General features: G+C 56.2%; 21 protein-coding genes and 2 riboswitches. Of the genes, 8 read left to right on the forward strand and 13 right to left on the reverse strand.

Annotated features, from left to right (window positions below; genetic code table 11):
- Nucleotides 1–57 precede the first annotated feature (57 nt).
- Nucleotides 58–714, forward strand: a complete 657-nt coding sequence (locus LG203_RS07920) for a hypothetical protein (protein ID WP_230345285.1) — start codon at nt 58–60, stop codon at nt 712–714.
- A gap of 20 nt (nt 715–734) precedes the next feature.
- On the opposite strand, the gene bluB is transcribed toward LG203_RS07920, so the two are convergent.
- The 10 genes from bluB to LG203_RS07970 all read right to left on the reverse strand — a co-directional run bounded on the left by bluB (nt 735) and on the right by LG203_RS07970 (nt 14,182).
- The gene (gene bluB, locus LG203_RS07925; RefSeq protein ID WP_230345286.1) at nt 735–1,403 is read right to left on the reverse strand and encodes a 5,6-dimethylbenzimidazole synthase; all 669 of its coding nucleotides are present in this window, start codon (nt 1,401–1,403) and stop codon (nt 735–737) included.
- Nucleotides 1,400–1,783 carry a DUF2149 domain-containing protein gene (locus tag LG203_RS07930; protein ID WP_230345287.1) on the reverse strand — a complete coding sequence of 128 codons (384 nt, stop codon included), beginning with the start codon at nt 1,781–1,783 and terminating at the stop codon, nt 1,400–1,402. The genes bluB and LG203_RS07930 overlap by 4 nt, the downstream gene beginning before the upstream one ends.
- A 27-nt stretch (nt 1,784–1,810) precedes the next feature.
- Nucleotides 1,811–2,239 carry a MotA/TolQ/ExbB proton channel family protein gene (locus LG203_RS07935; RefSeq protein WP_015829172.1) on the reverse strand — a complete coding sequence of 143 codons (429 nt, stop codon included), beginning with the start codon at nt 2,237–2,239 and terminating at the stop codon, nt 1,811–1,813.
- A gap of 100 nt (nt 2,240–2,339) precedes the next feature.
- Nucleotides 2,340–6,686 (reverse strand): cobaltochelatase subunit CobN, encoded by a 4,347-nt coding sequence (locus LG203_RS07940; protein WP_230345288.1) that lies wholly within the window; start codon nt 6,684–6,686, stop codon nt 2,340–2,342.
- Entirely contained in the window at nt 6,683–7,972 is a 1,290-nt protein-coding gene (locus tag LG203_RS07945) for a cobyrinate a,c-diamide synthase (RefSeq protein ID WP_230345289.1), read from the reverse strand. The genes LG203_RS07940 and LG203_RS07945 overlap by 4 nt, the downstream gene beginning before the upstream one ends.
- The gene (gene cobO, locus LG203_RS07950; RefSeq protein ID WP_230345290.1) at nt 7,966–8,577 is read right to left on the reverse strand and encodes a cob(I)yrinic acid a,c-diamide adenosyltransferase; all 612 of its coding nucleotides are present in this window, start codon (nt 8,575–8,577) and stop codon (nt 7,966–7,968) included. The genes LG203_RS07945 and cobO overlap by 7 nt, the downstream gene beginning before the upstream one ends.
- Nucleotides 8,574–9,143 (reverse strand): hypothetical protein, encoded by a 570-nt coding sequence (locus LG203_RS07955; protein WP_230345291.1) that lies wholly within the window; start codon nt 9,141–9,143, stop codon nt 8,574–8,576. Before LG203_RS07955 ends, cobO begins: the two co-directional genes overlap by 4 nt.
- A 120-nt stretch (nt 9,144–9,263) precedes the next feature.
- Entirely contained in the window at nt 9,264–11,138 is a 1,875-nt protein-coding gene (locus tag LG203_RS07960; protein ID WP_230345292.1) for a TonB-dependent receptor domain-containing protein, read from the reverse strand.
- A gap of 107 nt (nt 11,139–11,245) precedes the next feature.
- Nucleotides 11,246–11,453, reverse strand: a riboswitch (cobalamin riboswitch).
- A 199-nt stretch (nt 11,454–11,652) separates the two neighbouring features.
- Nucleotides 11,653–12,216, reverse strand: coding sequence for a hypothetical protein (locus LG203_RS07965; protein WP_230345293.1), 564 nt, complete (start codon nt 12,214–12,216; stop codon nt 11,653–11,655).
- A gap of 103 nt (nt 12,217–12,319) precedes the next feature.
- Complete coding sequence (locus tag LG203_RS07970; protein WP_230345294.1) at nt 12,320–14,182, reverse strand: TonB-dependent receptor domain-containing protein; 1,863 nt, start codon at nt 14,180–14,182, stop codon at nt 12,320–12,322.
- Between the two features lie 148 nt (nt 14,183–14,330).
- A riboswitch (cobalamin riboswitch) is annotated at nt 14,331–14,546 on the reverse strand.
- A gap of 86 nt (nt 14,547–14,632) precedes the next feature.
- Between LG203_RS07970 and LG203_RS07975 the strand changes: the two genes are divergently transcribed.
- Nucleotides 14,633–14,863: a hypothetical protein gene (locus LG203_RS07975; RefSeq protein WP_013440983.1), complete on the forward strand. Its 231-nt coding sequence runs from the start codon at nt 14,633–14,635 to the stop codon at nt 14,861–14,863.
- Entirely contained in the window at nt 14,860–15,165 is a 306-nt protein-coding gene (locus LG203_RS07980) for a cell division protein ZapA (protein ID WP_230345295.1), read from the forward strand. Before LG203_RS07975 ends, LG203_RS07980 begins: the two co-directional genes overlap by 4 nt.
- A 293-nt stretch (nt 15,166–15,458) precedes the next feature.
- On the opposite strand, the gene LG203_RS07985 is transcribed toward LG203_RS07980, so the two are convergent.
- Nucleotides 15,459–15,818 carry a DUF2237 family protein gene (locus LG203_RS07985; RefSeq protein WP_013440985.1) on the reverse strand — a complete coding sequence of 120 codons (360 nt, stop codon included), beginning with the start codon at nt 15,816–15,818 and terminating at the stop codon, nt 15,459–15,461.
- A gap of 138 nt (nt 15,819–15,956) precedes the next feature.
- On the opposite strand from LG203_RS07985, the gene LG203_RS07990 reads away from it, so the two are divergent.
- Together LG203_RS07990 and LG203_RS07995 are read left to right on the forward strand one after the other, a co-directional pair.
- The gene (locus LG203_RS07990) at nt 15,957–16,418 is read left to right on the forward strand and encodes an EVE domain-containing protein (RefSeq protein ID WP_230345296.1); all 462 of its coding nucleotides are present in this window, start codon (nt 15,957–15,959) and stop codon (nt 16,416–16,418) included.
- A gap of 1 nt (nt 16,419) precedes the next feature.
- Nucleotides 16,420–16,983, forward strand: coding sequence for a pyridoxamine 5'-phosphate oxidase family protein (locus LG203_RS07995; RefSeq protein ID WP_230345297.1), 564 nt, complete (start codon nt 16,420–16,422; stop codon nt 16,981–16,983).
- A 105-nt stretch (nt 16,984–17,088) separates the two neighbouring features.
- On the opposite strand, the gene LG203_RS08000 is transcribed toward LG203_RS07995, so the two are convergent.
- Together LG203_RS08000 and ilvA are read right to left on the reverse strand one after the other, a co-directional pair.
- The gene (locus LG203_RS08000; protein WP_230345298.1) at nt 17,089–18,162 is read right to left on the reverse strand and encodes a cytochrome D1 domain-containing protein; all 1,074 of its coding nucleotides are present in this window, start codon (nt 18,160–18,162) and stop codon (nt 17,089–17,091) included.
- A gap of 237 nt (nt 18,163–18,399) precedes the next feature.
- A complete protein-coding gene (gene ilvA / locus LG203_RS08005) occupies nt 18,400–19,911 on the reverse strand; it encodes a threonine ammonia-lyase, biosynthetic (protein ID WP_230345299.1) in 1,512 nt (503 codons plus the stop codon).
- Between the two features lie 68 nt (nt 19,912–19,979).
- Here ilvA and rpiA point away from each other — a divergent pair, with 68 nt between their 5' ends.
- The 3 genes from rpiA to ppx all read left to right on the forward strand — a co-directional run bounded on the left by rpiA (nt 19,980) and on the right by ppx (nt 23,145).
- Nucleotides 19,980–20,636, forward strand: coding sequence for a ribose-5-phosphate isomerase RpiA (rpiA, locus tag LG203_RS08010; RefSeq protein ID WP_230336262.1), 657 nt, complete (start codon nt 19,980–19,982; stop codon nt 20,634–20,636).
- A 178-nt stretch (nt 20,637–20,814) separates the two neighbouring features.
- Nucleotides 20,815–21,522 carry a phosphate signaling complex protein PhoU gene (gene phoU, locus LG203_RS08015; protein ID WP_013440991.1) on the forward strand — a complete coding sequence of 236 codons (708 nt, stop codon included), beginning with the start codon at nt 20,815–20,817 and terminating at the stop codon, nt 21,520–21,522.
- Nucleotides 21,523–21,654: 132 nt separating this feature from the next.
- Nucleotides 21,655–23,145, forward strand: coding sequence for an exopolyphosphatase (ppx, locus tag LG203_RS08020; protein WP_230345300.1), 1,491 nt, complete (start codon nt 21,655–21,657; stop codon nt 23,143–23,145).
- The last annotated feature ends 16 nt before the right edge of the window (nt 23,146–23,161 follow it).

The following is a 23,161-nucleotide window of genomic DNA, read 5'->3' on the forward strand; positions in this document are numbered from 1 at the left end:
ATTGATTAAGTTGAATGGATTTTTTCTAAAATCTCACTATTGTGAAAACGCGTTTATATGAATACTGAGCTTAGCCAAATATATTTAGCAATGATCCAAGAGGCTATTAATCGCCTAAAAGCATCAGAGTTCTATCTCCATAGCTATTTGGAACACTCTTGGCATCCAAATCTTGAGGCCGCAATTCTTCAGTTAAGGAAAGCCCTTGAGGCAATAGCATTAGCTTCAATTGCACCGAATCAAAAGGAATATGAACGCTTTCGTTCAGCTGCAGAGAAGCAGCCTGACTTTAGAAAGGACTATCACGCTGGCAAGATACTTAAATGTCTTGATCAAATTAACAAGAATTTTTTTCCTTTAGCCCTCACTCCTGCAGTAATGGGTCTGAATGGGGTTATTCATTTTGATCAAAAACGCGGTGAAGTACTTACCAAAAAACGCTTTGAATCAATTTATGATCAACTGGGCAAGCATCTTCATGCGAATAATCCTTGGGGGAATAAAAAATATCATGAGCAATTGGTCGCTGACCTGCCGAGTTTTATTCATGAGGCTTTTGAGCTTCTTGAGTTGCACGCTACATTCATTCGCACCACAGATTTAGCTTATGTATGGATTGTTGAAGCTAAACGCGATGGTGCTAACCCTAATATAATTAGGGCCTATGCGGCTGGTGATTTTGTAATAGAAAATAGCCAAAATACTAGGATTTAGTTCTTAGTTTTGGAGTTAAGTTATTCAAAAATGGTATTTTTATTGTCGTCCGCCCACCCATCTTCCATCACCATCTCACTCAAAGGCTTGGCTTCCGCCCATCCCTCTTCAATCAGCATGGGCTGCGCATAAAAGGCAGGCACATGGCCTAGGCATAGCACGGCGACCGGCTTTGCGCCTTCTGGCATGTTGAGCAGTCTGGCGAGTTGCTCGGGGTCGAAGATGGAGACCCAGCCCATGCCCAGGCCTTCGGCGCGGGCGGCGAGCCAGATGTTCTGGATGGCGCAGGAGACGGAGGCGAGGTCCATCTCGGGCAGGGTGCGGCGGCCGAAGACGTAGCGTTCGCGGCCATCGCACAGGGCGGCGACGATGACTTCGCCGCATTGCAGGATGCCTTCTACTTTCAGGCGTAAAAATTCGGCTTCGCGTTCGCCCAGGGCATGGGCGGTGTGCTGGCGTTCCTGCTCGACCAGGGCGTGTATCTGCTGGCGTAAGGCGGGCTGCGTGATGCGGATGAAGCGCCAGGGTTGCATGAGGCCGACGCTGGGGGCGTGGTGCGCGGCGTTGAGCAGGCGCTGCAGGGTGGCGGGATCTACCGGGTCTGGCAAAAAATGGCGCATATCGCGCCGTTCGGCGATGACGCGGTAGATGGCGGCGCGCTCTTCATCGCTGTAACGAAAGTCGCTCATTTTGCGGTTCCTTGCGGTGAGGCGGTGGGTTGAGTGAGGGCGGATGGACTGGCCTGTTCGATCAGCAGCAGTTTGCCGGTTTTTTCATCGCGGTAGACCTGGCCCACGGATTGATAGCCGCTACCGGGATTGCCGGACACGCTGGGTGGTGCGGCGATTTCGCGGCCGCGCTCCAGTTCCTTGGCGGGTTTGATCATGGCCTGGCCCCCGGCGCTAAGGGCGGCGAGCAGGCCGCAGGCGAATACCAGCATGACATCCACCAGATTGACCAGGCTGGCGCGCGGGTCTTCATCGTCGTGGTCAAAGCGGCTGTGCAGGCGGCGTTTGGCCGGGCGGGCGGCAGCGGCGGGTTCCGTATTTATAGTAGGGCTTGTTTTCATGGCTGAGCTTTTTTCATAACGTGGCTTTCAGCTTTCCAGCGATTCCAGCACATCTTCATACCAGCGGCGGCGCAGCTTGCCGATGACGAGGCCGGCAATACCGGCGATCAAGCCCAGCACGGTGGCATCAAACGCCGTGGTGACGGCTTGCGCGAGTTGGGCCGGGTTGCCCTGCCCCAGCGCGGCGAGGCCAGGACCAAGGGGGATAATGGTCGCCATCAGCCCCAGCATGGGGGGAATGCGCGCCAGCAGATCGGCGCGTTCCAGCCGGTGGCGGGCGGTTTTGATCACGGCATCGCTGGCCGACTGGCGCATTTGGCGCAGACCAAACAGCCGCTCGCCGATGGCAATGCCGGATTCCAGCACGGCGAAGGCGACCGAGGCGATCAGAATGGCGATCACCGGCGTGAGCAGGCTGGTAATGGCCGCGTGCAGATTGTTCATGTCAAACAGCATAAATCGTCCTTTTTACAATGTGATGCCAGGATGGGCTGCCACGGTGATGACAAACCTGCAATGCAGGTTTGTCATCATGCGGCGTTTTATATCGCACCAATCAAGCCTGCGGTTGCTTGCGCATGCCCAGCCAGATACCCAGACCCAGCGCAGGCAGCAGGGCCAGCAGCCACCACCCGAGATGCAATTGCACGGATTTCACCGCGACTTCATACATGGTGGGCGCGGCTTGCACCGGTGTCGGAGGTGTTTTGGCAGCGGGCGCCGGTTTTTGTGCGGCCTTGTTTGCGGGCTTGTTGGTGTTTACTGGCTCGGGTTCTGGTGTCGCGTCAGGCAGACGCGGAGCGTTAGCCTCAGCCTGTGCAGTGGGGCCATAGGTGTTCAGGCCGTCCCCGCGCGCTTTGGATAATACCTGCTGCAAGGCCTGATTATCCTGGCTGCTGAGGTGGCCGGCGAGCCACGACCACATGGGGTGATTGGGCGCGGTGTGACCGCTGCCGGGCAGGCCATTTTTGCTGACCAGTTGCGTGAGCTGGCTGCCGAGCTGGCGCACGGTGGCGTCATCGGCATGCCAGTAGCCTTTTTGCGCGGCAACCAGCATGATCGCCAGCATCTGCGCCTTTACATGGGCGTTGTGCTTGTCTTCCAGGAATTTATCCAGTCCCAGCCCGAGGCCATCGTCCACATACACGCGCTTCACTTCGTCCCAGGCCCAGTCCTTGATGATATCGGGCCGCGTGACTTGCCAGCCCCACAGGTTTTCCATGAACTCGGTGCCCATGGTGCGCGCCCCGGCATAGCCATGATCCATCAGCGGGCGTATCCAGTTCGGGTTCAGGTAGCGGCCACGCATTTCCATCAGCAGGGCGGTTTCCAGCGGATCGTCGCTGACGTTATTGGGGTCGCTGTGATTGAGAATGCGCGCGGCTGGGCGTTGACCGGTGATCTGCTCAGTGGCCAGCGAAAGGCCACCCAGATAATCAAACGCATCGTTGTTATCCATCAGGCCATACAGGTTGGATGCGCGGCCATGGTAGGTGTTGGCGATGCTGCCCAGCGCGGTGGAAAACACAGCATGCGCGGGCTGGCCTTGGGCATCCAGCCCATAAGCGTGGCCCATGCGGGTGAGGTAGGCGTTGCCCAGTTCGCTGCGGTCTTTCCAGCTGCCGGAGCGCTCGGTCAGGCGGTTGATGCCGGTGCCATAGGCGCCGGGGGCATCGCCAAAGATACGCCAAGCGGCTTCACGCCCGGCTTGTGCCAGCGGCATCCCCTGGGTTGCCAGTGCCTGCGTGCGGCGCAGCCAATGCAGTGCCACGCCATTGCTCTCCAGCGATTCATCGGCTTCTTGCCGACCTTCGCCTAGTGGAGCCAGCGCGGCATCCAGCGCATCGCTGAGCTCCGGGTGCTGCTGGCGTATGCGCGTGGCGGAGGCGGCGAGCGCCATGCGGCCTGCGGTGTCTATCCACTGCATCAGGTTGGGGTAAAGGTCACGAAACAGCCCCGAAGTGGTGACGATGACGTCATGCCGTGGCACGCCGGGGGTGAGCTGCATTTTTTGCACAATGCCGCGCGCATTCCACTCTGGCTCGGTGCCCATCAGTCGCAAGATAAAGCTCACGATCACGCCTTCATCGCGCACCGCATCCGATGCCCAGAGAATCACGCCTTCGCTATCCTGAATGCTGTCGCGCTGTTTGACCTTGTCTGCCATGGCGGCGCCCATCTGAAAGCCCAGGCGCGTGGGCAAGACATCGCCATCCAGCGCGTGAAAATTGCGGCCGGTGGGTAATGATTCTGGCGAGCGCAGCGGGTCGTTGCCCTTGCCCGGCGCAATAAAGCCACCATCCAAGGCATGCAAAAAGGCCTTCATTTCAAGGTCTGGCGAGGCGGCGAGCGCATCGCGCGTGGCCTCACTTACCTTGTGTTCCTGCCCGCGACCCATGGAGTCCAGCATCAGCTGCAAGGACGCCTCCGACCAGGGACGGCCAAAGATATGCAGGCCGTGCGGCATGAACTTCTCCTGCAGTTTGGTCAGGTAATGGCCGACTTCATGCGCCAGCAAATCATCATCCGTCTGCTCAAAGCCGATGCCGCGCACCTGCAGCACATCGGCCATGCTGGCTTCCAGCTCCGAGCGCAGTTGCAGGGCTTCTACCAGCCGCCGCATTTCACGGGCGGCTTCGATTTTCATGGTGTCCGAACTGGAGGATTCGTAGGTTTCCACCACCTGCCGCAGTTCCAGCAAGCGGTCATACAGCGGCGTAGCGGTCAGCGGCGGCGTCAGGTGGTCGATCATCACCGCCAGCCCGCGCCGCTTGGATTGCGTGCCTTCGCCCACGCCATCGACGATATACGGATAAATGCCGGGCAGATCGCCCGCGATCAGGCGCGAGTAGTCATTGGCCGAGAGGCCCACGGCCTTGCCGGGCAGGAATTCATAGGTGGAATGGCGGCCGATGTGCACCAGCGCATCGGCGCCGAAATCGGCTTGCAGCCAGTGATAAAACCCCAGGTACTGGTGCGGGGGCGGAATGGTGGTGTTGGCATGCAGCAATTCTTCATCCACCTCCCAGCCGCGTGGCGGTTGGGGGCCGATGAAAATATTGCCGAAGCGGATGCCGGGAATCAGCATGTTGCCGTTATGCACCATGACCTTGCCCGGTGGCTGGCTCCAGCCACGTAGGCCTTCAATGCCCAGGGCCGCGAGGCGGGATTTGTCTTGAGTGAGCTTGTTGCAATCGGTGTGCTGATCCAGGCATTGCTCGTAGCCGGTTTGCAGGGCGGTAAGCTGGCGCAAGGCTTCATTGCGCTTGGGGTGGTCCGCGCCTTCCAGCAGGTGGCGCAGCTCATGCATGGCCTTATCGAGGCGTGTGCGGCCAATGGCGATTTCCCCGGCCTGTTGCGCGGCGACGATATCCGCATGCAATCTTCCAAGTGGGCCTTCCGTCATCTCGCCACGCACGGCGGCGGGCAGGGTGGCAAACCAGCGCTGGTAGCTTGCTGCATCCATATTGGTGACGTGCTGCTGCATGTCGGCCAGGGCGCCGTTGTCTTCCGGCAGGTTAACGCCGCGTTGCTGCATGATGTCGAGCAGCGCCTCGGGCGAGGCTGGCAATTCGCCGGTGGTGTAGCCCGCCTGTTGCAGCGCGTGCAGCATGTCGAACAGGCTGGCGGGCACATCAAGATTATCGGCCCCGATATTCTGGCGACCTGGCGGGTGGTTGTAGTAAATCAGCGCAACTTTCTTGTCGGCATTCGGTTTGTCGCGCAGGGCTTGCCAGCGTATTGCCCGCGTTACCAGCGAGCCGATTTCGGCCGGCAGCATCTGCGGCAGCTTGAGCTCCACGCCGGTTTGTTTGTCCAGCGTGGCGGGGCCAGCGGCCGCAACCACGATAGGTTGCGAGCTGCCTTGAATCTCTGGCATGGCGACGCGGTATTGCACCGAGTTGATTGGCAGGCCATCTTCCGAAAGCTGCCAGGCCGAGGCGGTGCGGTCGGTAAGGCGTATGGCCTTGTAGACAGGCACATCGAGCTGCGACAGCAGGCTGGTGACGGCTTCACGCCCTTCGGCGGCGCCGACCACAAAATCCTGCAGCACTACCAGCCCGGCGGGTGTGGCTGGCGCCACCAGGGTTTTCAGCTGGGCGATGGCATCACGCGAGCTTTCGCCCCAGCGTGCCATCAGCCCCAGGCATTGCAGTTTGCGGCGGGCGCTGTCCTGGCAGATGGCATCGGCGGGTTGCGGATCGCTGGTATTGAGGTCGAGCACCACCAGTACCGGTGCGGCACGCAGACGCAGGGCCGTTGGCGGGATTTCCTTGCCCTGCATGCGCAATACCAGCGCGGGCTGTGGTTTGGGTAATGGCGCTGTGCCATGCGGGTGCAACCAGTAACGCAGGAAGGCCGCCTGGTTTTCACTGCCACCGGCTTGCCAAAGATCATGCAGGGCAAGCCATTGCGCGGCGGCCGGATGGTGGCGGGCGGCGCTGGCAATCTCCGGAGCGAGATTGTTTTGGGTGAGGGTGAGTGCTGCTGCATCCTTGAAGCGGCTGACGGGATCGCCAGCAAAGCGGCTGCGCATGGAAAGGCCGCTTTCGCCATTGAGGGCGATAAAGTTGCGGATATCGCCACTGCCCGCGCGATCCAGCCGGACTTGCAGCCGTTGCGCGGCTTCGCCGTATACGGCGATGGCCATCACGGCATCGGCATTTTTCAGCCAGCGATCCAGGGTTTTGTCGTCCGCTGCCAGCACTTGCGATTGCGTGCGCAGCAGGATTTTATCCTTGCCGTTATTGGCAAGTACTACATGCGCTGCATTGGCTACTGCCGGGGCGGTGCGATCGGAGACAATGCCGAACAGCGTGGCGGCGGAGGCAGGCGGGCTGGAAAGGGTGAGTGCCGCAAGCAGCAGGCCGCCAATCGTGTAAGCAGGCAGCCGGGCCATCATGCGCTGAAGAGGGCGGCAGCCGCTTGCGGATTTGAGGGGAAGTAAAAGTGCAGATAACTCGCGGTCAGGCTGCCATGACGGTAGATGGCCTCGCCGGGTTTGCCGCGCTGGGTCATGGCGGTGTGCATGGGCGGCAAGGTGGTTTCCATGCGGGAATAATGAAAGGTATGGGCGTGGAGGCGCCCATCGGCAAAATCGGCAAACTGCACGCCCAGGCCCTGAAAGCGGGGCTGCATGCTCGTGCTGCCGGGTAGCAGGCCAAACATCGGCGTGGTATCAATCGCGTCACTCAGTGCCATCATGCCGCCGCACTCCGCCAGCATGGGCGTGCCTGCTTGCCAGGCTTGCTGCAATGCCTGACGCATGGCCTGGTTGGCGCTGAGCGTCGCAGCATGGATTTCCGGATAGCCTCCAGGAAACCACAGGGCATCGGCGGCGGGCAGCGCCTGATCTTGCAGCGGTGAGAAAAATTCGAGTTTGGCGCCCATCTCGCGCAGGCAATCGAGATTGGCCGGATAAATAAAACAGAAGGCCGCATCGCGTGCGATGGCGATGGTTTTGCCCGCTAGCGGACGGAACGTATCGGCTGGGGTGTGGGCTGCTGGAGCGAAGTCGGTAACCGGGGGCAGCGGTAATTTGCCCGCGGGCTGCGAGGCCAGCAGAGCCTGTGCGGCAGCGCTGATGCGTTGTTCCAGATCCTCAATCTCATCGGCGCGATGCAGGCCGAGGTGGCGTTCTGGCAATGAAAAGTTGTCGGATTTTGGCAAAGCGCCCAGCCAGGGAATATCGGCGGGCAGGCTCAGGCGCAATAACTCGGCATGATGGCTGCTGCCGGTGCGGTTGCCGATGACACCCGCCGGAATCAGGGCCGGGCGATAGCGATAAAGCCCCGCCGCTAGCGCGCCAAAGGTCTGCGCCATGCCAGCAGCATCTACGGTCAGGGCGACGGGGATATGAAAGCGCTCGGCGATATCGGCGCTGGATGGTGCGCCATCGTAAAGCCCCATCACGCCTTCAATGATGATCACATCGGCATCAAGCGCGGCCTGATGCAGCCTGGCCTGGATGTCGGCCTCGCCATTCATGGCCAGATCGAGGTTGTAAACGGGTTGACCGGTGGCGGTGGCCAGGATCATGGGGTCAAGAAAGTCGGGGCCGCATTTGAAGCCACGCACCCGCAAGCCGCTATCCCGCCAGGCGCGGGCCAGGGCAGCGGTGACCAGTGTTTTGCCTTGATTGGATGCCGGGGCGGAAACCAGCAAGGCCGGGCAGGCCGCCGCTACCACTCCACCCCCGGCATGGCTTGCACGCCATTTTTGAAGGCATGCTTGACCATATTCATTTCGGTGACGGTATCGGCCTGCTCTATCAGCTCTGGCGGGGCGGCACGACCGGTGACCACTACATGCTGCATGGCAGGCCGCGCGGCAATGTCGGCCAGCACATCGGCCAGCTCCAGGTAATGGTATTTGAGCACGATGTTGAGCTCGTCCAGAATTACCACGCCGACACTGCTGTCTTGCATGGCCTGCTGCGCCTGGGCCCAGCCTTGTTTGGCTGCGGCAATATCGCGATCGCGGTTCTGGGTTTCCCAGGTAAAGCCTTCGCCCATGACATGCCAGGTGACATTCGGCTGATTGCGGTAAAAGGCTTCTTCGCCGGTATCGGAGCGGCCTTTGACAAACTGCACCACCACCGCCCGCTGACCATGCCCCAGCGCGCGTGCCAACAGGCCAAACGCTGCGGTCGATTTGCCTTTGCCATTGCCGGTATTCACCAGCAGCAGGCCGCGCTCTACTCTGGCGGCCTCAATCTTGGCATCTACCACCGCTTTTTTGCGCGCCATGCGTTCTGCATGGCGCTGGTTCAGCCCCTGGTCTTGCTCACTCATGCGGCTTGCTTGGCATCAGCGCGCACCAGCTTGATCACGATGTGGATGATGGCGGCGGTGGCGATGTAGAACGCCAGGGTTTGCAGGGAAGAGGGATAGTACTTGGTCAGGCGTGGCAGGAATTCCATCAGCGATGGATCGGCATAGCGACCGGAGAAGAAGTAGAAGCCGCCGCTGGAGAACAAGTGGCAGATAAAGCTGCTGACCAGCACGGCACCGCTTAATGTGAACAGGGATTTGATGGCAAAGCTGTAGTGCCTGGCAAACCAGCGACCGCCCAGCCACAGGCTACCGTAAGCCGGGACCAGGAAGCCATAGGCCGGGCTGGTGCAGAAATCACTGCCGCCACTGGCGCTCACGGAGGCAAAGTCCAGCCCGGCGGCGAGGCCCATAAAGACAGGGAACACCCACATTGGGCGCAGATAAACACCCAGCATGAAAAAGACAGCCCAGGATGCGCTGGGCAGATGGTTGACGCTGGCAAAGTGATTGCCGCGCGTCATGATCATGAGCGCGGCGAGCAGTAGGCCGACGATAAGCTGTTGCTGTTTGGTGAGGTTAAGCATGAGTCATTTGCCTTATGGTTAAAGTATTTAAAATCGGAACATTTCAATATTTTAAATGAAATGTTCCCTTCACATTGCCTCTTGCATGCCCTGTCGTCTGGCAGTGGCTATTTGCCCGCCTTAAAGCGCGGGCGAATAGCGCAGGGTGACGAACAGGTTGGTGCCAAAGGTGCCGTAGTTCTGTGCCAGCTCATATTCGCGATCAAACAGATTGTTCACTCGCGCATTCAATGACCAGTCCTGGTTGATGCGGTAATTGGTAAACACATTGACCAGGGTATAACCACGCAGGCGTTGGGTATTGGCAGCATCATCAAAACGATGGCCTGAGCCTTCGACTTCGCTGCCAAACTGCCAGTCGCCCCACGTTTGGGTCAAGCCCAGCGTGCCATGCTCGCGTGCGCGGCGTGGCAGCCAGTTTCCAGTGTCGGCATCTTCCGCGCGCTGGAAGTCAGCATTGCCATACACCTGTGTGCGATCCCAACTGCCGTTGTAGCTTAGCGTCAGGCCTTTCAGCTCGGCTTCATTGACATTCAGCGGCGTTAACACCGTCCCGACACGGGTGTTGACGATGAGGTCATCCACATTGTTTTTGTAGTAGATGGCACCGAGACGATGGTTGCCATGGGTGTATTGCAGCCCTAGCTCCCGGTTTTCTGCTTCTTCAGGCTTGAGCTTGGCATTGCCAGAAAAGCCAAACTGCAATGGGCTGTAAAGTTGATTGAAGGTTGGTGCGCTGAACGCGGTGCCATACGAGGCGTGCGCTCGCCATTCCGCGTTGATCTGGTAACCATAGGCCAGGCTGCCCGTGGTTTTGTCGCCAAACTGCGAATTCTGGTCGAGGCGCGTGTTGGCCTGAAATTGATGACTGCCGAGCTTGTACTGCCAGCCCGCGAGATAGGATTGAATATGGCGTTCATCCTTGGCAAACGTGGTGGTGCCTTCCACTTTTTGCTCGCGGCGTTCGGTCCCGAGGTTGAATAATCCGACGGGGGTGGTGAGGTCGTTTTGCCATGCATATTGGGTTTGCGTGGTTTTGAACAGCGAGCGGACTTTCAGGGTATTCGCTGTGTTGGGGCTGAATGACTCGAGGTTGTCTTCACTTTGGCCAACGCTGAAATGGCTCAGCCAGTTATCCGTGAACTGGTTTTTGCTGTAGACCGAAACCAGGTTTTGACGGCGGTTTCCATAAAAATCAAAGCGGTTTCTGGGGTTGGCGAGGGGGGTAATGTTGCCGCCATCGTAGTGATTGGTGCCTTCGTTCAACCAGCCCTGTATGCCGAGTTCATGGTTTTCGCTGAAGTGCTGGGCCAGTTTCAGGGAGACATTGCGGTTGCTATAGCCATCGTCATCCGAGTTGTAAGTCGCCAGGGTTTTATTCGCAATGGCAGAGACGCCATTGGTGGAACTGGCTCCCGCCTGCATGCTGAAGCTAGTGTTTTCAATCCGTCCGGCAATGCCTGCCGTGGCACTGCTGCTGCCATAGGTGCCCAGGCCCACACTCGCATTCAATCGAGGTTTGCCTTTCCCGGTTTTGGTAAAAATCTGGATGACGCCGCCGATGGCGTCTGCGCCATATAGACTGCTGGCGGGGCCGCGCAGGATTTCCACGTGTTCAATCTGGTCGAGCGGAATGTTTTCAAGCGCTGTGGTGCCTGTCGTCGCAGAGTTGACCCGCAGGCCATCAACGAGCACGACGGTGTGTGTGGCGTTGGCACCACGGATAAAGACGTCTGACGATTTGCCAGTGCCGCCATTCTGTACGATCTCAACGCCAGGTTGCATGGCGAGCAGTTGTACCAGGGAGGTCTGTCCGGCTTTCTGAATCTGATCTTGTGTAATGACGGAAATATCGCCCAGCGCATCGCTGACTTTTTGTTCAGTGCGTGCGGCGGTGACGACGATGTCTGACAGTGTGGTATCCGCCGCCAGTGAATTGAATGAATGGGCAAAAACAGGTGCAAGCGCAATGGCGAGTGCAGAACGGCGAAGCATGGAATTTTCCTTATGCTGTTCCCGGCAACGCTTGCGCCTGTGGCGTGGTAATCAAGACAGAGTGGAGAACAGCTGAAGCGAGTCTGGTGACGCTGCAACCCCGCAGCCATCCCTTGAATCATCAGGCCGGTCTCCGGGCTCATACGTTTTGTTAATCCGCCTTCCCATGGCGTGAGCCACAGTGGCGTGTAGGATCAACCACACGTAATTACCGTTGCGGGGGCAGCACAGGGTTTGTTTGTGAAAACGCACCTGTTTCCCAGTTTCACCTCATCGCAGAATAGCGACTTCGGCACCTGAACAACTGCTCGAATTATATGCGATGTCGCCGAAAATAAACAGGCGGAGAAAAATGCCGGACCTTGCTTATCAAGCAGGGGCGTGGCATGCGTGCTAAACGAGCAGGGACTCTGTTTTGCCAGACTGAAGGCATTCCGCCCAGCAGATTGCCGGGCGGAATTTGTGTTTGATGCAGGCTGGCGTGATGGTCACACCGCTTGGGATTGCGCGAAAATTAAAGCGATATGCGACTGGGAGCGGAGATCTGCAATTTGAAAAAACGGGCCACCAGCCAGCCGATGGCGATGTACATCAAGGCATAGCCGATATAGGGTGCGTAATACTTTGCGATACGCACGCTGAACTCGGTGATGGTCAAGGTTTCGACTTTGTCCGAAAACGCAAACCAGAAGGCATTGGACACCACAAATGCAATGCTGACGGAAACCCACGCAGACAACGTAAATGGCAATACGGCAAACGGTTTGTCACTGTCTGCCAGCAGGCGCCCGGCGCCCCATACCAGACCATAGGTGGGGATCAACCCCCAATAGCCCGGGGACATGCAGTAATCCGACACGCCTTGCCAGCCCATGGCATAGCCATCCATGCCAAATGCCGCAATCAGCGCCAGCCCCAGCCAGCTGGTATTCGTGATTAGCAAGCCGCCCATGAACAGCACGGCCAGCGTGGCATCTGGCACATATACCTCACTGCCGAAATGCTGGGTGCGAGTGGCGATGATCAAGAGAATCAGGATAGTGCCTACCCAGAAAGACTGTTTGGTGTGCTGCGACATTTCGTCAAAACTCCGTTGTGCGTGCTTATGGCTTGAATTGTAACCGTAAACATTACGGATTGTTAAAAAAACAACCCTCAACAAGTTGAGGGTTGCAAGACGATTACTTGGATGGTGAGTAGCGTACGCTAATAAACAGATTGGTCCCCGGCGTGTTATATGGAGGAGCATTCAGCGAGAATGTGGTCGCAGTCGTAATCAAGGTATATTCTTTGTCCAGTAAGTTGTTGACCCGTGCGTTTAATGACCAGTCTTCGTTGATCTTGTATTTCCCTGTCAAATTCAACAAGGTATAACCTGCCAGCACGATCTGGTTTTCCGGATCATTGAAACGTTTTCCACTCGCCACTACCTCGGTTCCAATCTCGAATTTCCCCCAGGTCTGCCCCAGCCATAGCGAACCGTATTGGCGTGCACGTCGGGCGAGCACTTTGCCGGTATCTTCATTCCGTGGGTCCTGTACATCGGCACTTGCCCGCAGATGGTAATTTTCAACCCAGCCTTCATAGCTCAATGTGGCGCCCTTTATCTTGGCGGATCCCACATTGCTCGGGAAGTCAGTCAGAGTGCCATTCGTGCCCACTAGCAGGTTGTCAATTTCATTGTGGTAGGCCGTCAGGCTGACGCGATGGTGCCCTTGATCATAAACAACTGAGGCTTCGGTATTACGCGAAGTTTCAGGTTTGAGATTGGGGTTGCCCTGATAGGTATATCCAAACCCGTAATCCTGAAATGGCAGGTACAAGTCATTAAATGTTGGTGCCCGGAAAGCCGTACCAAAGCTGCTGTTCACGCGCCAGTTTTCATTCAGGCGATAGCCATAAGCAATATTGCCGGTGGTATGTGCGCCAAACTGGGAGTTGTTGTCTCGACGCAAGCCAACCTTGAAGGCATGGGCCTCTTTCTCAACTAGATAGCTGGCGAGATAACCATTGTTGAACCGTTTATCGGTGGTGTAACTGCCATTGCCGTCGACCTTGTCTTCCAGGCGGTCATACGCCAGGGAAAGCGTGCCTGCTGGCAACTTGAAGTCATTCTGCCAATAGTGCTGACGCTGTTTGGTGCGAAGCGAACTGACACCAAAGCTGCCAACACTGTACAGGTCGTCCTGACTTTCCCCGATGCGGAACTGGCTCCGCCAGTATTCTGTGATTTTGTTTTTGCTGGTAAGGGCGAAACTTTGCTGGCGCAGATCCTGATAGGCCGCAAAATTGTTGCCGTCGAAGTCATAATGACCATCCGATGTGTACAGCTGCGCACCTATTTCATGGCCCTCTGCCAACGTGTGGCTGATGTTGCCATTGAAGCTGAGATTGCGAAAGCCATCGTGATCCTGATCGCGTCCCGACTGTGTCCGGAAAGAGGATATGCCATCGGTGGTGAGGGATGCGATACCTGCCGAGTAGCGTGTATCCCCAACGGCGCCGCTGATGGCAGCAGATGCCTGCTGAGTATTGTTGCTGCCATAACCAGCCGAGGCTGACAGGCGTGGTTCGCCTTTACCCTGGCGGGTGAAGATTTGAATCACACCACCAATGGCATCTGCGCCATACAGGCTGGATGCCGGGCCACGGACGATTTCAATTCGCTCAATCTGTTCAGGCAGAATCTGACTCAATGTTGTGGTGCCCGTGGTCGCCGAGCTGACGCGCATGCCATCAATCAGCACGACCACGGCTTGTGAACCCGTTCCACGCACATGCAGATTGCTGGTCGCCCCGAGCCCGCCATTAGACTCTATCTGAATCCCTGGCTGTGTACTCAGCAACTCCGTCAGGCTGGATTGTCCGGCACGTTCAATTTCTTCGCGCGTGATGACACTAACGTCTGCCAGAACACTGTCACGTGCCTCCTCAATACGACTCGACGTGACGACGATTTCATTGGTGTATACCGATGTGGCTTCCGCATAGGCACCGTTCGTAAACAGCAAGCCTATCGCGCTTGCCAGGATGGTTTTGTTCATGAATACCCCTTTGTGTGCATGCGACCCCGCATGCGAGAAATAAAAAGGGAATACCGTGAGGATTGAGTCTGAGAACTATCCGGAACGAAGGCGCAATAGGAATAAGTGTGTGCGACTCGCTGCGAAAACCGTCACCCCGCGGTATTGCCTGCTTGTGGGCTATCGGGCCGGTCTCCGGGCTTATACGTTTTGTTCATTCGCCTTCCCATGCGTATGCACAGTGGCTTGTTGAATGAACCGCACGTAATTACCGTTGCGGGGGCAGCACAGGAATGGTTGCTCGATGAATTGTCAACGCACCTGTTTCCCAGTTTCACCCGGTTTGCAGACATGCAAATCGGGCACCAGATAACGTGCATCGGATTATACGTGATGCAAAAAAATTCACCAAAGTGAGATTAAAACTTAACGTCTTGTAATACTTTCAAAATTGCTCGTTAGCAGTTGACCATGCAAGCTTTTTACAATTATAGTGCCGATATGGAATCCGATCTGAAAGCCCTCGAAGACAAGGTAGGTGAGCTCGTGCAGCTTTACCATGCCGTGCGTTCGGAGAATCTGCAATTGCGTCAGGAGCTTGCCCAAAGTCGGGATGAATCGCGTCTTTTGAAAGAGCAGATGTCCAAGGCTGGCAGCCGGATCGAGGCCCTGTTAAGCCAATTGCCAGAAGGTAGCCTATGAGCGAAGTGCGTGCAGTTGATGTCAATATCATGGGGCGGGAGTTCAAGGTTTCCTGTACCGATGATGAGCGTGACGGCTTGATTTCGGCAGTCACCTATCTGGATCGCAAGATGCGTGAAATTCGCGATACCGGCAAGGTGATTGGTATTGAGCGTATTGCGGTAATGGCCGCCCTCAACATGGCGCATGAGCTTTTGACTACCCGTAGCGGCGGTTTTGACATCGGGGATTTGAAGCGTAGAATGATGTCCATGCAGGAACAGATTGACGAGGCGATTGCCGAGCAAAACAAGTTGTTCTGATCGAATTTTTTCTTTTGCCATGTCTGTCATGGCGCCAGTTTGTTCCCTGCGGTATTGTTTAGGTCATAAATTCCTTGAACTAGTCTTTGGCATCGGTTTCGGTGTGTTGATTCACTGTTGAGCGCGCTCCTAATGTGGGTGTACCTGATGTGTTCCACGCTGTTACCACTTGAACCTTTTGGTTCAGGATGCTGGCCTGGGTGATGCTTGCGGGGAACTCCCACATTGCAAAAAGCACGTGATTCCACTGGAATCACGTGCTTTTTTTATGCTCATGCCCGGGTGCTTTTGCCTTATCGCAATTCGTGATATTTCAAATCGCCCAGACTCACGATCTCCAGCGCACGTTCGTGTGTGGCTTCCAGGATCACCGGTGGGGCAAAACCGGCTTCTGCGGCTTCATGCCAGCGCGCGGCACATAAACACCAGCGATCACCGGGCTTTAATCCCTCAAAGCCATATTCGGGACGCGGTGTGCTGAGATCGTTTCCCCGGGATTGGGAGAACGCCAGAAACTCCTCGGTGACTTGCGCGCAGACCGTATGGCTGCCGGTGTCTTCGGGGCCGGTTTCGCAGCAGCCGTTACGGGTGAAGCCGGTCAATGGTTGGGTGCTGCATGATTGCAGCGGGGTGCCTAACACGTTTTTTGCCATGGTGCAGTTCCTGTATCAGTGCTTGAGTGAGTATGCTCCTCGATCTTGAGGTGCAAAACCGAGAAGCTGGCTGGGCTTTGACGTTACGCCATTGAGTTGGATTATCATACGTAAAACTGAACGTTATAGAGAAGAAAAATGCGATATTGGTTAATGAAGTCTGAGCCCGGCGATGTGTCGATTGATGATCTTGCCGGTTTCCCCAATCAAACGGTGGACTGGTATGGCGTCCGCAACTATCAGGCACGCAATTTCATGCGTGACCAGATGAAGGTCGGCGACGGCGTGCTGTTTTACCACTCCAACTGTGCCGAGCCCGGCATTGTTGGCATCGCCGAGGTGAGCAAGCTGGCCTACCCTGACCGTTTGCAATTTGTGGAGGGGCATAAATATTATGATCCCAAGGCAACGCCAGAAAATCCCCGCTGGTTCAATGTGGACGTCAAGCTGGTGCGCAAAACCCGCCTCTTGGGCTTGAAGGAAATGCGCGAAACACCGGAACTGGAGAGTTTGCGCATCTTGCAACGTGGTAATCGTCTTTCCATTACCCCGGTAGATCCGCGTGAATGGAATGTCATCATGAAGCTGTTGGAAGCCTAGCATGAGCAAGCAGTTCGACGCGCTTGGCCAGGAGCATATGGAATTCATCTGGCAGCAGCCCATGTTCTTCGTGGCCACTGCCGCGGCGGAAGGCAGGGTCAATCTTTCGCCCAAAGGTTTGGATTCGTTGCGCGTGCTGGATGCCAACACGGTGGCCTGGCTGAATGTGACGGGGAGCGGTAATGAAACGGCTGCGCATCTGCTGGAAAACCCGCGCATGACGCTGATGTTTTGTGCATTTGAGGGCAAGCCGCTGATTTTGCGCCTGTATGGGCAAGCCGATGTGGTACATCCGCACGATCGGGCCTGGAATGCGCTGGCCGCACGCTTTGAGCAGCTGCCAGGAGCGCGGCAGATTTTCATATTGAACGTCGATCTGGTACAGACGTCGTGTGGCATGGCGGTGCCGCTGCTCAGCTATCAGGGGCAGCGCACCCAGCTGACGCAATGGGCAGAAAAACAGGGCGAAGCTGGCATGCGGCGCTACTGGCAGGACAAGAATCAGCGCAGTCTGGATGGCAAGCCAACCGGAATTTTTGGGCCTGACCTGTTCGATACGGTTTAGCCAGTTTGATTGGCATTCGCCCATTTGATGTGCCAATGCGCGATACAAAAAAGCCCGCGAGTGCGGGCTTTTTGTTGATAGGCGCTGAATTAATTCACGCTTGAATTAATTAGGCTGATCCAGACTACCCATGGCTTTGGGGTAAGTGACCAGACCCCAAGGCATATCCTTGTCAGTCACGCGTTTGACGACATCCAGTGTCGCCGCATCAAACACGACAACTTCGTTGGATTTGCCGCATGCCAGCAGAATCTGCTTGTCATCGGGTGTGAAGCTGAAGTGCCAGCAACGATCACCGGTGGTAACAGACTTCACTTTGCTGTAGGTCTTGGCATCATAGACTTCCAGGGCTTTTTCCTTGGAAGTGGCGACATAGATGTGCTTGCCGTCGCGGTCATAGGCGATGCCGTAAGGGCCTTTGCCGGTATCCACGGTTTTCAGCACTTTGAACTTGTCATCCAGCACCACAAACTTGTTGCCGAACTCCAGCGTGGCGACATAGGTTTTGCCATCGGGTGAAACCTTGATGCCGCGGGGGCGTTCGCCGTATTGCTTGGTCTTGATGGTCTTTAGCAGTTTGCCCGTGGCAATGTTATGCACGGTAATGGTGTTGTCAGCCTCGTTGGTGATGATGAGCTTTTTGCCATCCTTGGAGAATTCGATGCCTTCGGTTTCAGGGCCACCGACGATTTCGCGGATTTTCTTGCCCTGCTTCAGATCAACGATCGCAATGCGTGCGGGTTCGTCATCATCGTCGTCATCTTCCTTCGCGGCGGGCTCACCTGGTTTGGGTGGTGGGCCACCTTTAGAGCTGGGCTCAAACGAAACAAATGCAAAGTCGCCCTTGATGCGGACAAATTCGGGATTCTTGCCGATTTCAATATGCTGCACCAGCTTGCTGGTGGCGGTATCGATCACGGAGATATTGCCATTTTCCTTGTTGGCGGTGATCAGCAATTTGCCGTCGGCTGTTACGCCTAGGCCACGAGGGGCCTTGCCTTGAATGTCGATGGTTCTGCTGGTTTCCAGGGTGTCCAGATTGATCACGCTGACGCCGGCATCCTGATTGGTCACATAGGCGATACCTTTATCCGCCATTGCCGCATGGCTCGCCAGCAAGCCGCTGGCTGCCAGGATCAAACTGGCGCTGAACCTCATGATGAGGGGGGTGGATTTCATGCTGACTCTCTCCTTCTTACGTGGTTGGTGACGTGCTTTTTATGATCTGTTGTAGGCAACGTCATTTTGCATAGGTTCATTGCCGTGTCGCATGTCGGAAGTTGCTGCACGGGTCTAATGGCGCTCATGCAATAATCATGCTGGAAAATTAAATCTAATTAGTTCAATGGGTTGAGTTTTTAGTGAAAAGAACATGGTTGTATGCAGCCACCACATTGGTTGCATACAACCAGCCTGCTAGCCTAAAAATAATTCGTAGGCGGGGTTATGGCTTTCATTCCAGTGCGGATAACCCAGGTTCTGCAAGAAGTCCGCAAATGCCTGTTGGTCTTCAGGAGGTACTTGCATGCCGACCAGCACCCGGCCGAAGTCTGCGCCGTGGTTGCGGTAGTGAAACAGGCTGATGTTCCAGTTATGGCCCATGGTGTCGAGGAAATTCATCAGCGCACCGGGCTTTTCGGGGAACTCGAAACGGTATACACATTCATGTTCGGCTTGCGGCGCATGACCACCAACCAGGTGGCGCAGATGCAGCTTGGCTACTTCGTTGTCGGTCAGGTCCAGTGTAGCCAGGCCATGCGCCTGCAGCATCTCGACCAGCGCACGTGACTCGGCGGGATCCTGAATGGCGATGCCGACATAGATATGTGCCGCCAGCGGATCGGAATAGCGATAATTGAATTCAGTAATGCTGCGGCCACCCAGCAGGCGGCAGAAGGTTTTGAACGAACCCGGCTTTTCCGGAATGGTCACCGCCAGCACGGCTTCCCGTTTTTCGCCAATTTCGGCGCGCTCGGCGACAAAGCGCAGGCGATCAAAGTTGATATTGGCGCCAGAGGCAATGCCTATCAGCGTTTTGCCTTGCAGCTGGTTGCGTTTTGCGTATTCCTTAAGCCCGGCTGTTGCCAATGCCCCGGCGGGTTCCAGGATCGAACGGGTATCTTCAAACACATCCTTGATAGCGGCGCAAATGGCGTCGTTATCGACCAGGATCATGTCATCCACATATTCACGTGCCAGGCGGAAAGTTTCTTCGCCGACCTGCTTGACCGCAGCGCCATCGGCAAACAGCCCGACCTGATCCAGCATCACCCGCTGGCCTTGATCCAGCGAAAGCTGCATGGCATTGGCGTCGCTTGCCTCTACGCCGATGATCTTGATCTCCGGGCGCACCTGTTTGACATAGGCGGCAATGCCGGCAATCAGGCCGCCGCCACCTACGCAGCAGAAGATGGCTTCGATGGGCTCTGGATGCGCATCCAGGATTTCCATGGCAATGGTGCCCTGGCCTGCAATCACATAAGGGTCATCAAAGGGATGAACAAAGGTCAGGCCTTGCTCCTGCTCCAGTTTGAGCGCATAGGCATAAGCGTCCGAGTAAGAGTCGCCTTGCAATACGACTTCGGCACCGCGGTTCTTGACTGCATTGATCTTGATCATGGGCGTGGTGGTGGGCATCACGATCACGGCACGGCAATTGAGTTTTTGCGCGGCGAGGGCGACGCCTTGGGCATGGTTGCCCGCTGAGGCGGTGATCACGCCACGTTGCAATGCATCGGCGCTGAGGTGCGCCATTTTGTTGTAGGCGCCGCGGAGCTTGAAGGAAAAAACCGGCTGCATGTCCTCGCGCTTGAGCAAGACCCGGTTGCCAATTCTGGCGGAAAGATTGGGCTGAAACTCCAGTGCGGTTTTGCTGGCGACGTCGTAGACGCGCGCAGAGCGAATTTTTTCCAGGTAGTCGTTTTTCATTAGGGGGCCGGGCGTGTATGATTCAAGTTTGGACGTGATTATAAAGAAAACAGGTAGGTAAAAGTAAAATGGCAACACAAGACGAATTGAAACAACAAGTAGCGAAGGCCGCGGTTGAATACGTTAAGGGCGGCATTATTGGCGTAGGCACTGGCTCTACTGCCAACTTTTTTATCGACGAACTGGCCAAGGTCAAAAGCAAGATTGATGGCGCTGTAGCAAGTTCGGAAGCTACTGCACAGCGTTTGCGCGCCCACGGCATTGAAGTATTTGACCTCAATAGCGTGGATGGCATGGAAATCTATGTCGATGGCGCCGATGAAATCACCGAGCACATGCACATGCTGAAAGGCGGCGGTGGCGCTTTGACCCGCGAGAAAATCGTGGCGGCCTGTGCCAAGACGTTTATCTGTATCTGTGATGCCAGCAAGTACGTGCCTGTGTTGGGCAAGTTCCCGCTGCCAGTGGAAGTGTTGCCCATGGCCCGCAGCCATGTGGCACGCGAGCTGACCAAGCTGGGTGGGCAACCCAAGCTGCGCGACTTTACCACCGATAACGGCAACCTGATTCTGGATGTACATGGTTTGGAGATCCTGAATCCGGTTGAGATGGAAGCCAAGATCAACCAGATCGTGGGTGTTGTCACGAATGGTCTGTTTGCCGCGCGTCCAGCAGATGTCTTGTTGCTGGCGACTCCGGAAGGCGTTAAGACTTACAAGCGCTAATATTGGCAACAAATGGGCTGATCGGGTTTTATGCCAGATCGCTCAGGCCGATAAATCGGGAAGAAGAAGCGGTTGGGGTTGTGCGGACAGACATCAAACTGTCACATTCGCTGATTACACTACAGCGCTCACTTGATGACTGACCTGCGCTCTACATACTGAATAAAGGATCTGCGCTATGCAATTTGAACATACTTTCAAGCAATACGATGCCGAACTGGAAGCCGTGCGTGCCAAAGTGCTCCAGATGGGTGGCCTGGTGGAGCAGCAGATCGTCAATGCGCTGGATGCATTGGTTAATGCCAACGCCAGTCTGGCCGAAAGCGTCATTGCCAACGATCATCGCGTAAATGGTCTTGAAGTGCAGGTAGATGAGGACTGCAGTCATATCATTGCCCGTCGCCAGCCAGCTGCTGGTGATCTGCGCATGATCATGATGATGGTCAAGACGATTACCGATCTTGAGCGTATTGGTGACGAGGCAACCAAGATTGCCCGCGTTGCCCAGAAAATCTACGAGTCCGATCGCATGTACACCCCACGTTTTGCCGAAATCAAAACCATGGTGGGCCTGGTGCGCGAAATGCTGCGTACTTCGCTGGATGCATTTGCCCGTCTGGACGTAAGCAAGACCGTGGATGTCGCCCGTCAGGATGAGCAAGTGGATGAGCAGTTCCGTGCCGCCATGCGTCAGTTGATTACCTTCATGCTGGAAGATCCCCGTACCATCTCCATGTCGCTGGAAGTGCTGTTCGTGGCCAAGGCTGTGGAACGTATCGGTGACCATGCCAAGAACATCGCCGAATATGTGGTGTACATGGTAAAGGGTAAGGATGTGCGCCATACCAGCATGGAAGAAATGGAACGCGAAACCCTGCAGTCCTGATTCCGGGAACCTGCATAGCAAAACCCCGTCTCTCCAGGTCACCGGAAGACGGGGTTTTTGTCTTGAGGTGCGCCAATCGGGCATTTCAGGATTTATACTAAGAATTCATCACCTCTATTCCCAAAGGTTGTTTTGGCTACACAAATACCGGCACCTACTGAAATCGCCGCAGTAGATCTAGGCTCCAACAGTTTCCGTCTGCAATTGGCCAAAGTGGTCGATGGTCATCTCATTTTTCATGACTCCTTGCGTGAAGCGGTGCGGCTGGGGGCAGGACTGGGCAAAGACAAGCGTCTGGATGAAGACGCGCAGCGCCGTGCGATCGAGTGCCTGAAGCGATTTGGTGAGCGACTGCGCGGTTTGCCTCCCCATGCGGTCAGAGCCGTGGCGACTAATACCTTTCGTGTCGCCAAAAATGCGCCACAACTGCTGAAAGAAGCCGAAGCGGCATTAGGGTTCCCGATCGAAATCATTGCCGGGCGCGAAGAGGCGCGCATGATTTTTGTGGGGGTCAGTCATTGCCTGCCGCTATGCGAGCACAAGCGGCTGGTGATCGATATTGGCGGCGGCTCTACTGAATTCATTGTCGGCGAGGGTGTCGAGCCTATCCAGATGGAAAGCCTCTATATGGGCTGTGTCAGTTACAGCCTGCGGTTTTTCCCGGAAGGCCGCCTGACGGAAGACAACTTTGAGCAGGCGCGCATCGCAGCCGCGACTGAAATTCAGGCAATCCGCAAAAACTTCTCGTCTTCCAACTGGCAGGAGGCGGTGGGTTCTTCCGGGACCGCGCGTTCCCTGGGTGAAATCATTCGCCTGAATGGCTTGAGCGATGGCAGCATCACCTATGAAGGCTTGCGTTTTATCCGGCAGCAATTGATCAAGGCGCGTGATATCAAGAAAATCGAGCTGGCCGGCGTCAGCGCAGATCGCGCGGCGGTATTGCCGGGAGGGCTTTCCATCATGCTGGCGGCATTTGAGGCGCTCAACATCGACAAGATGACAACCGCTGATACCGCGCTGCGAGAAGGTGTGCTGTATGAACTACTGGGCCGCATTCATCATCATGACACCCGCGAAGCGACGGTGAGCAGCTTCATGCGGCGCTACCATGTGGATGCTGCACAGGCTAAGCGTGTACACAAACTGGCGCTGGATTTGCTGGCGCAGGTGAGTGACCAGTTGCGCATGGATGTGGTCAAGGCAGAAAACTACCTGACCTGGGCCGCCAAGCTACATGAGATTGGCATTTCTATCGCGCATAGTGGCTATCACAAGCATTCGGCGTATGTGATTGAGAATGCAGATATGCCAGGCTTTTCCAAAATGGATCAGGAAACCTTGGGATTTCTGGTGCGCGCGCAACGCCGTTCCCTCGCCAAACTGGCGGTGCCCATGTTGTCGGACGATCATTGCCTGCTGGTGCTGATTTTGCGCCTGGCGGTGCTGTTTCATCGCAGTCGCCTGAGCGATCGGCAGCCCAAGCTGGGCCTGAAAGGGCACGGTCAGCGCTTTGAATTGGCGGTGGAGCCGGGCTGGCTGAGTGAAAATCCGCTCACCGATGCCGAGTTGCGCAACGAAGTGGATTACTGGCGCGAGATTGGCATCAGTCTGACCCTTGCTTGATCGCCAGGTGTTGATG

Origin of the sequence: Methylovorus mays (assembly GCF_020531915.1) — a bacterium.
Taxonomy (GTDB): domain Bacteria; phylum Pseudomonadota; class Gammaproteobacteria; order Burkholderiales; family Methylophilaceae; genus Methylovorus; species Methylovorus mays.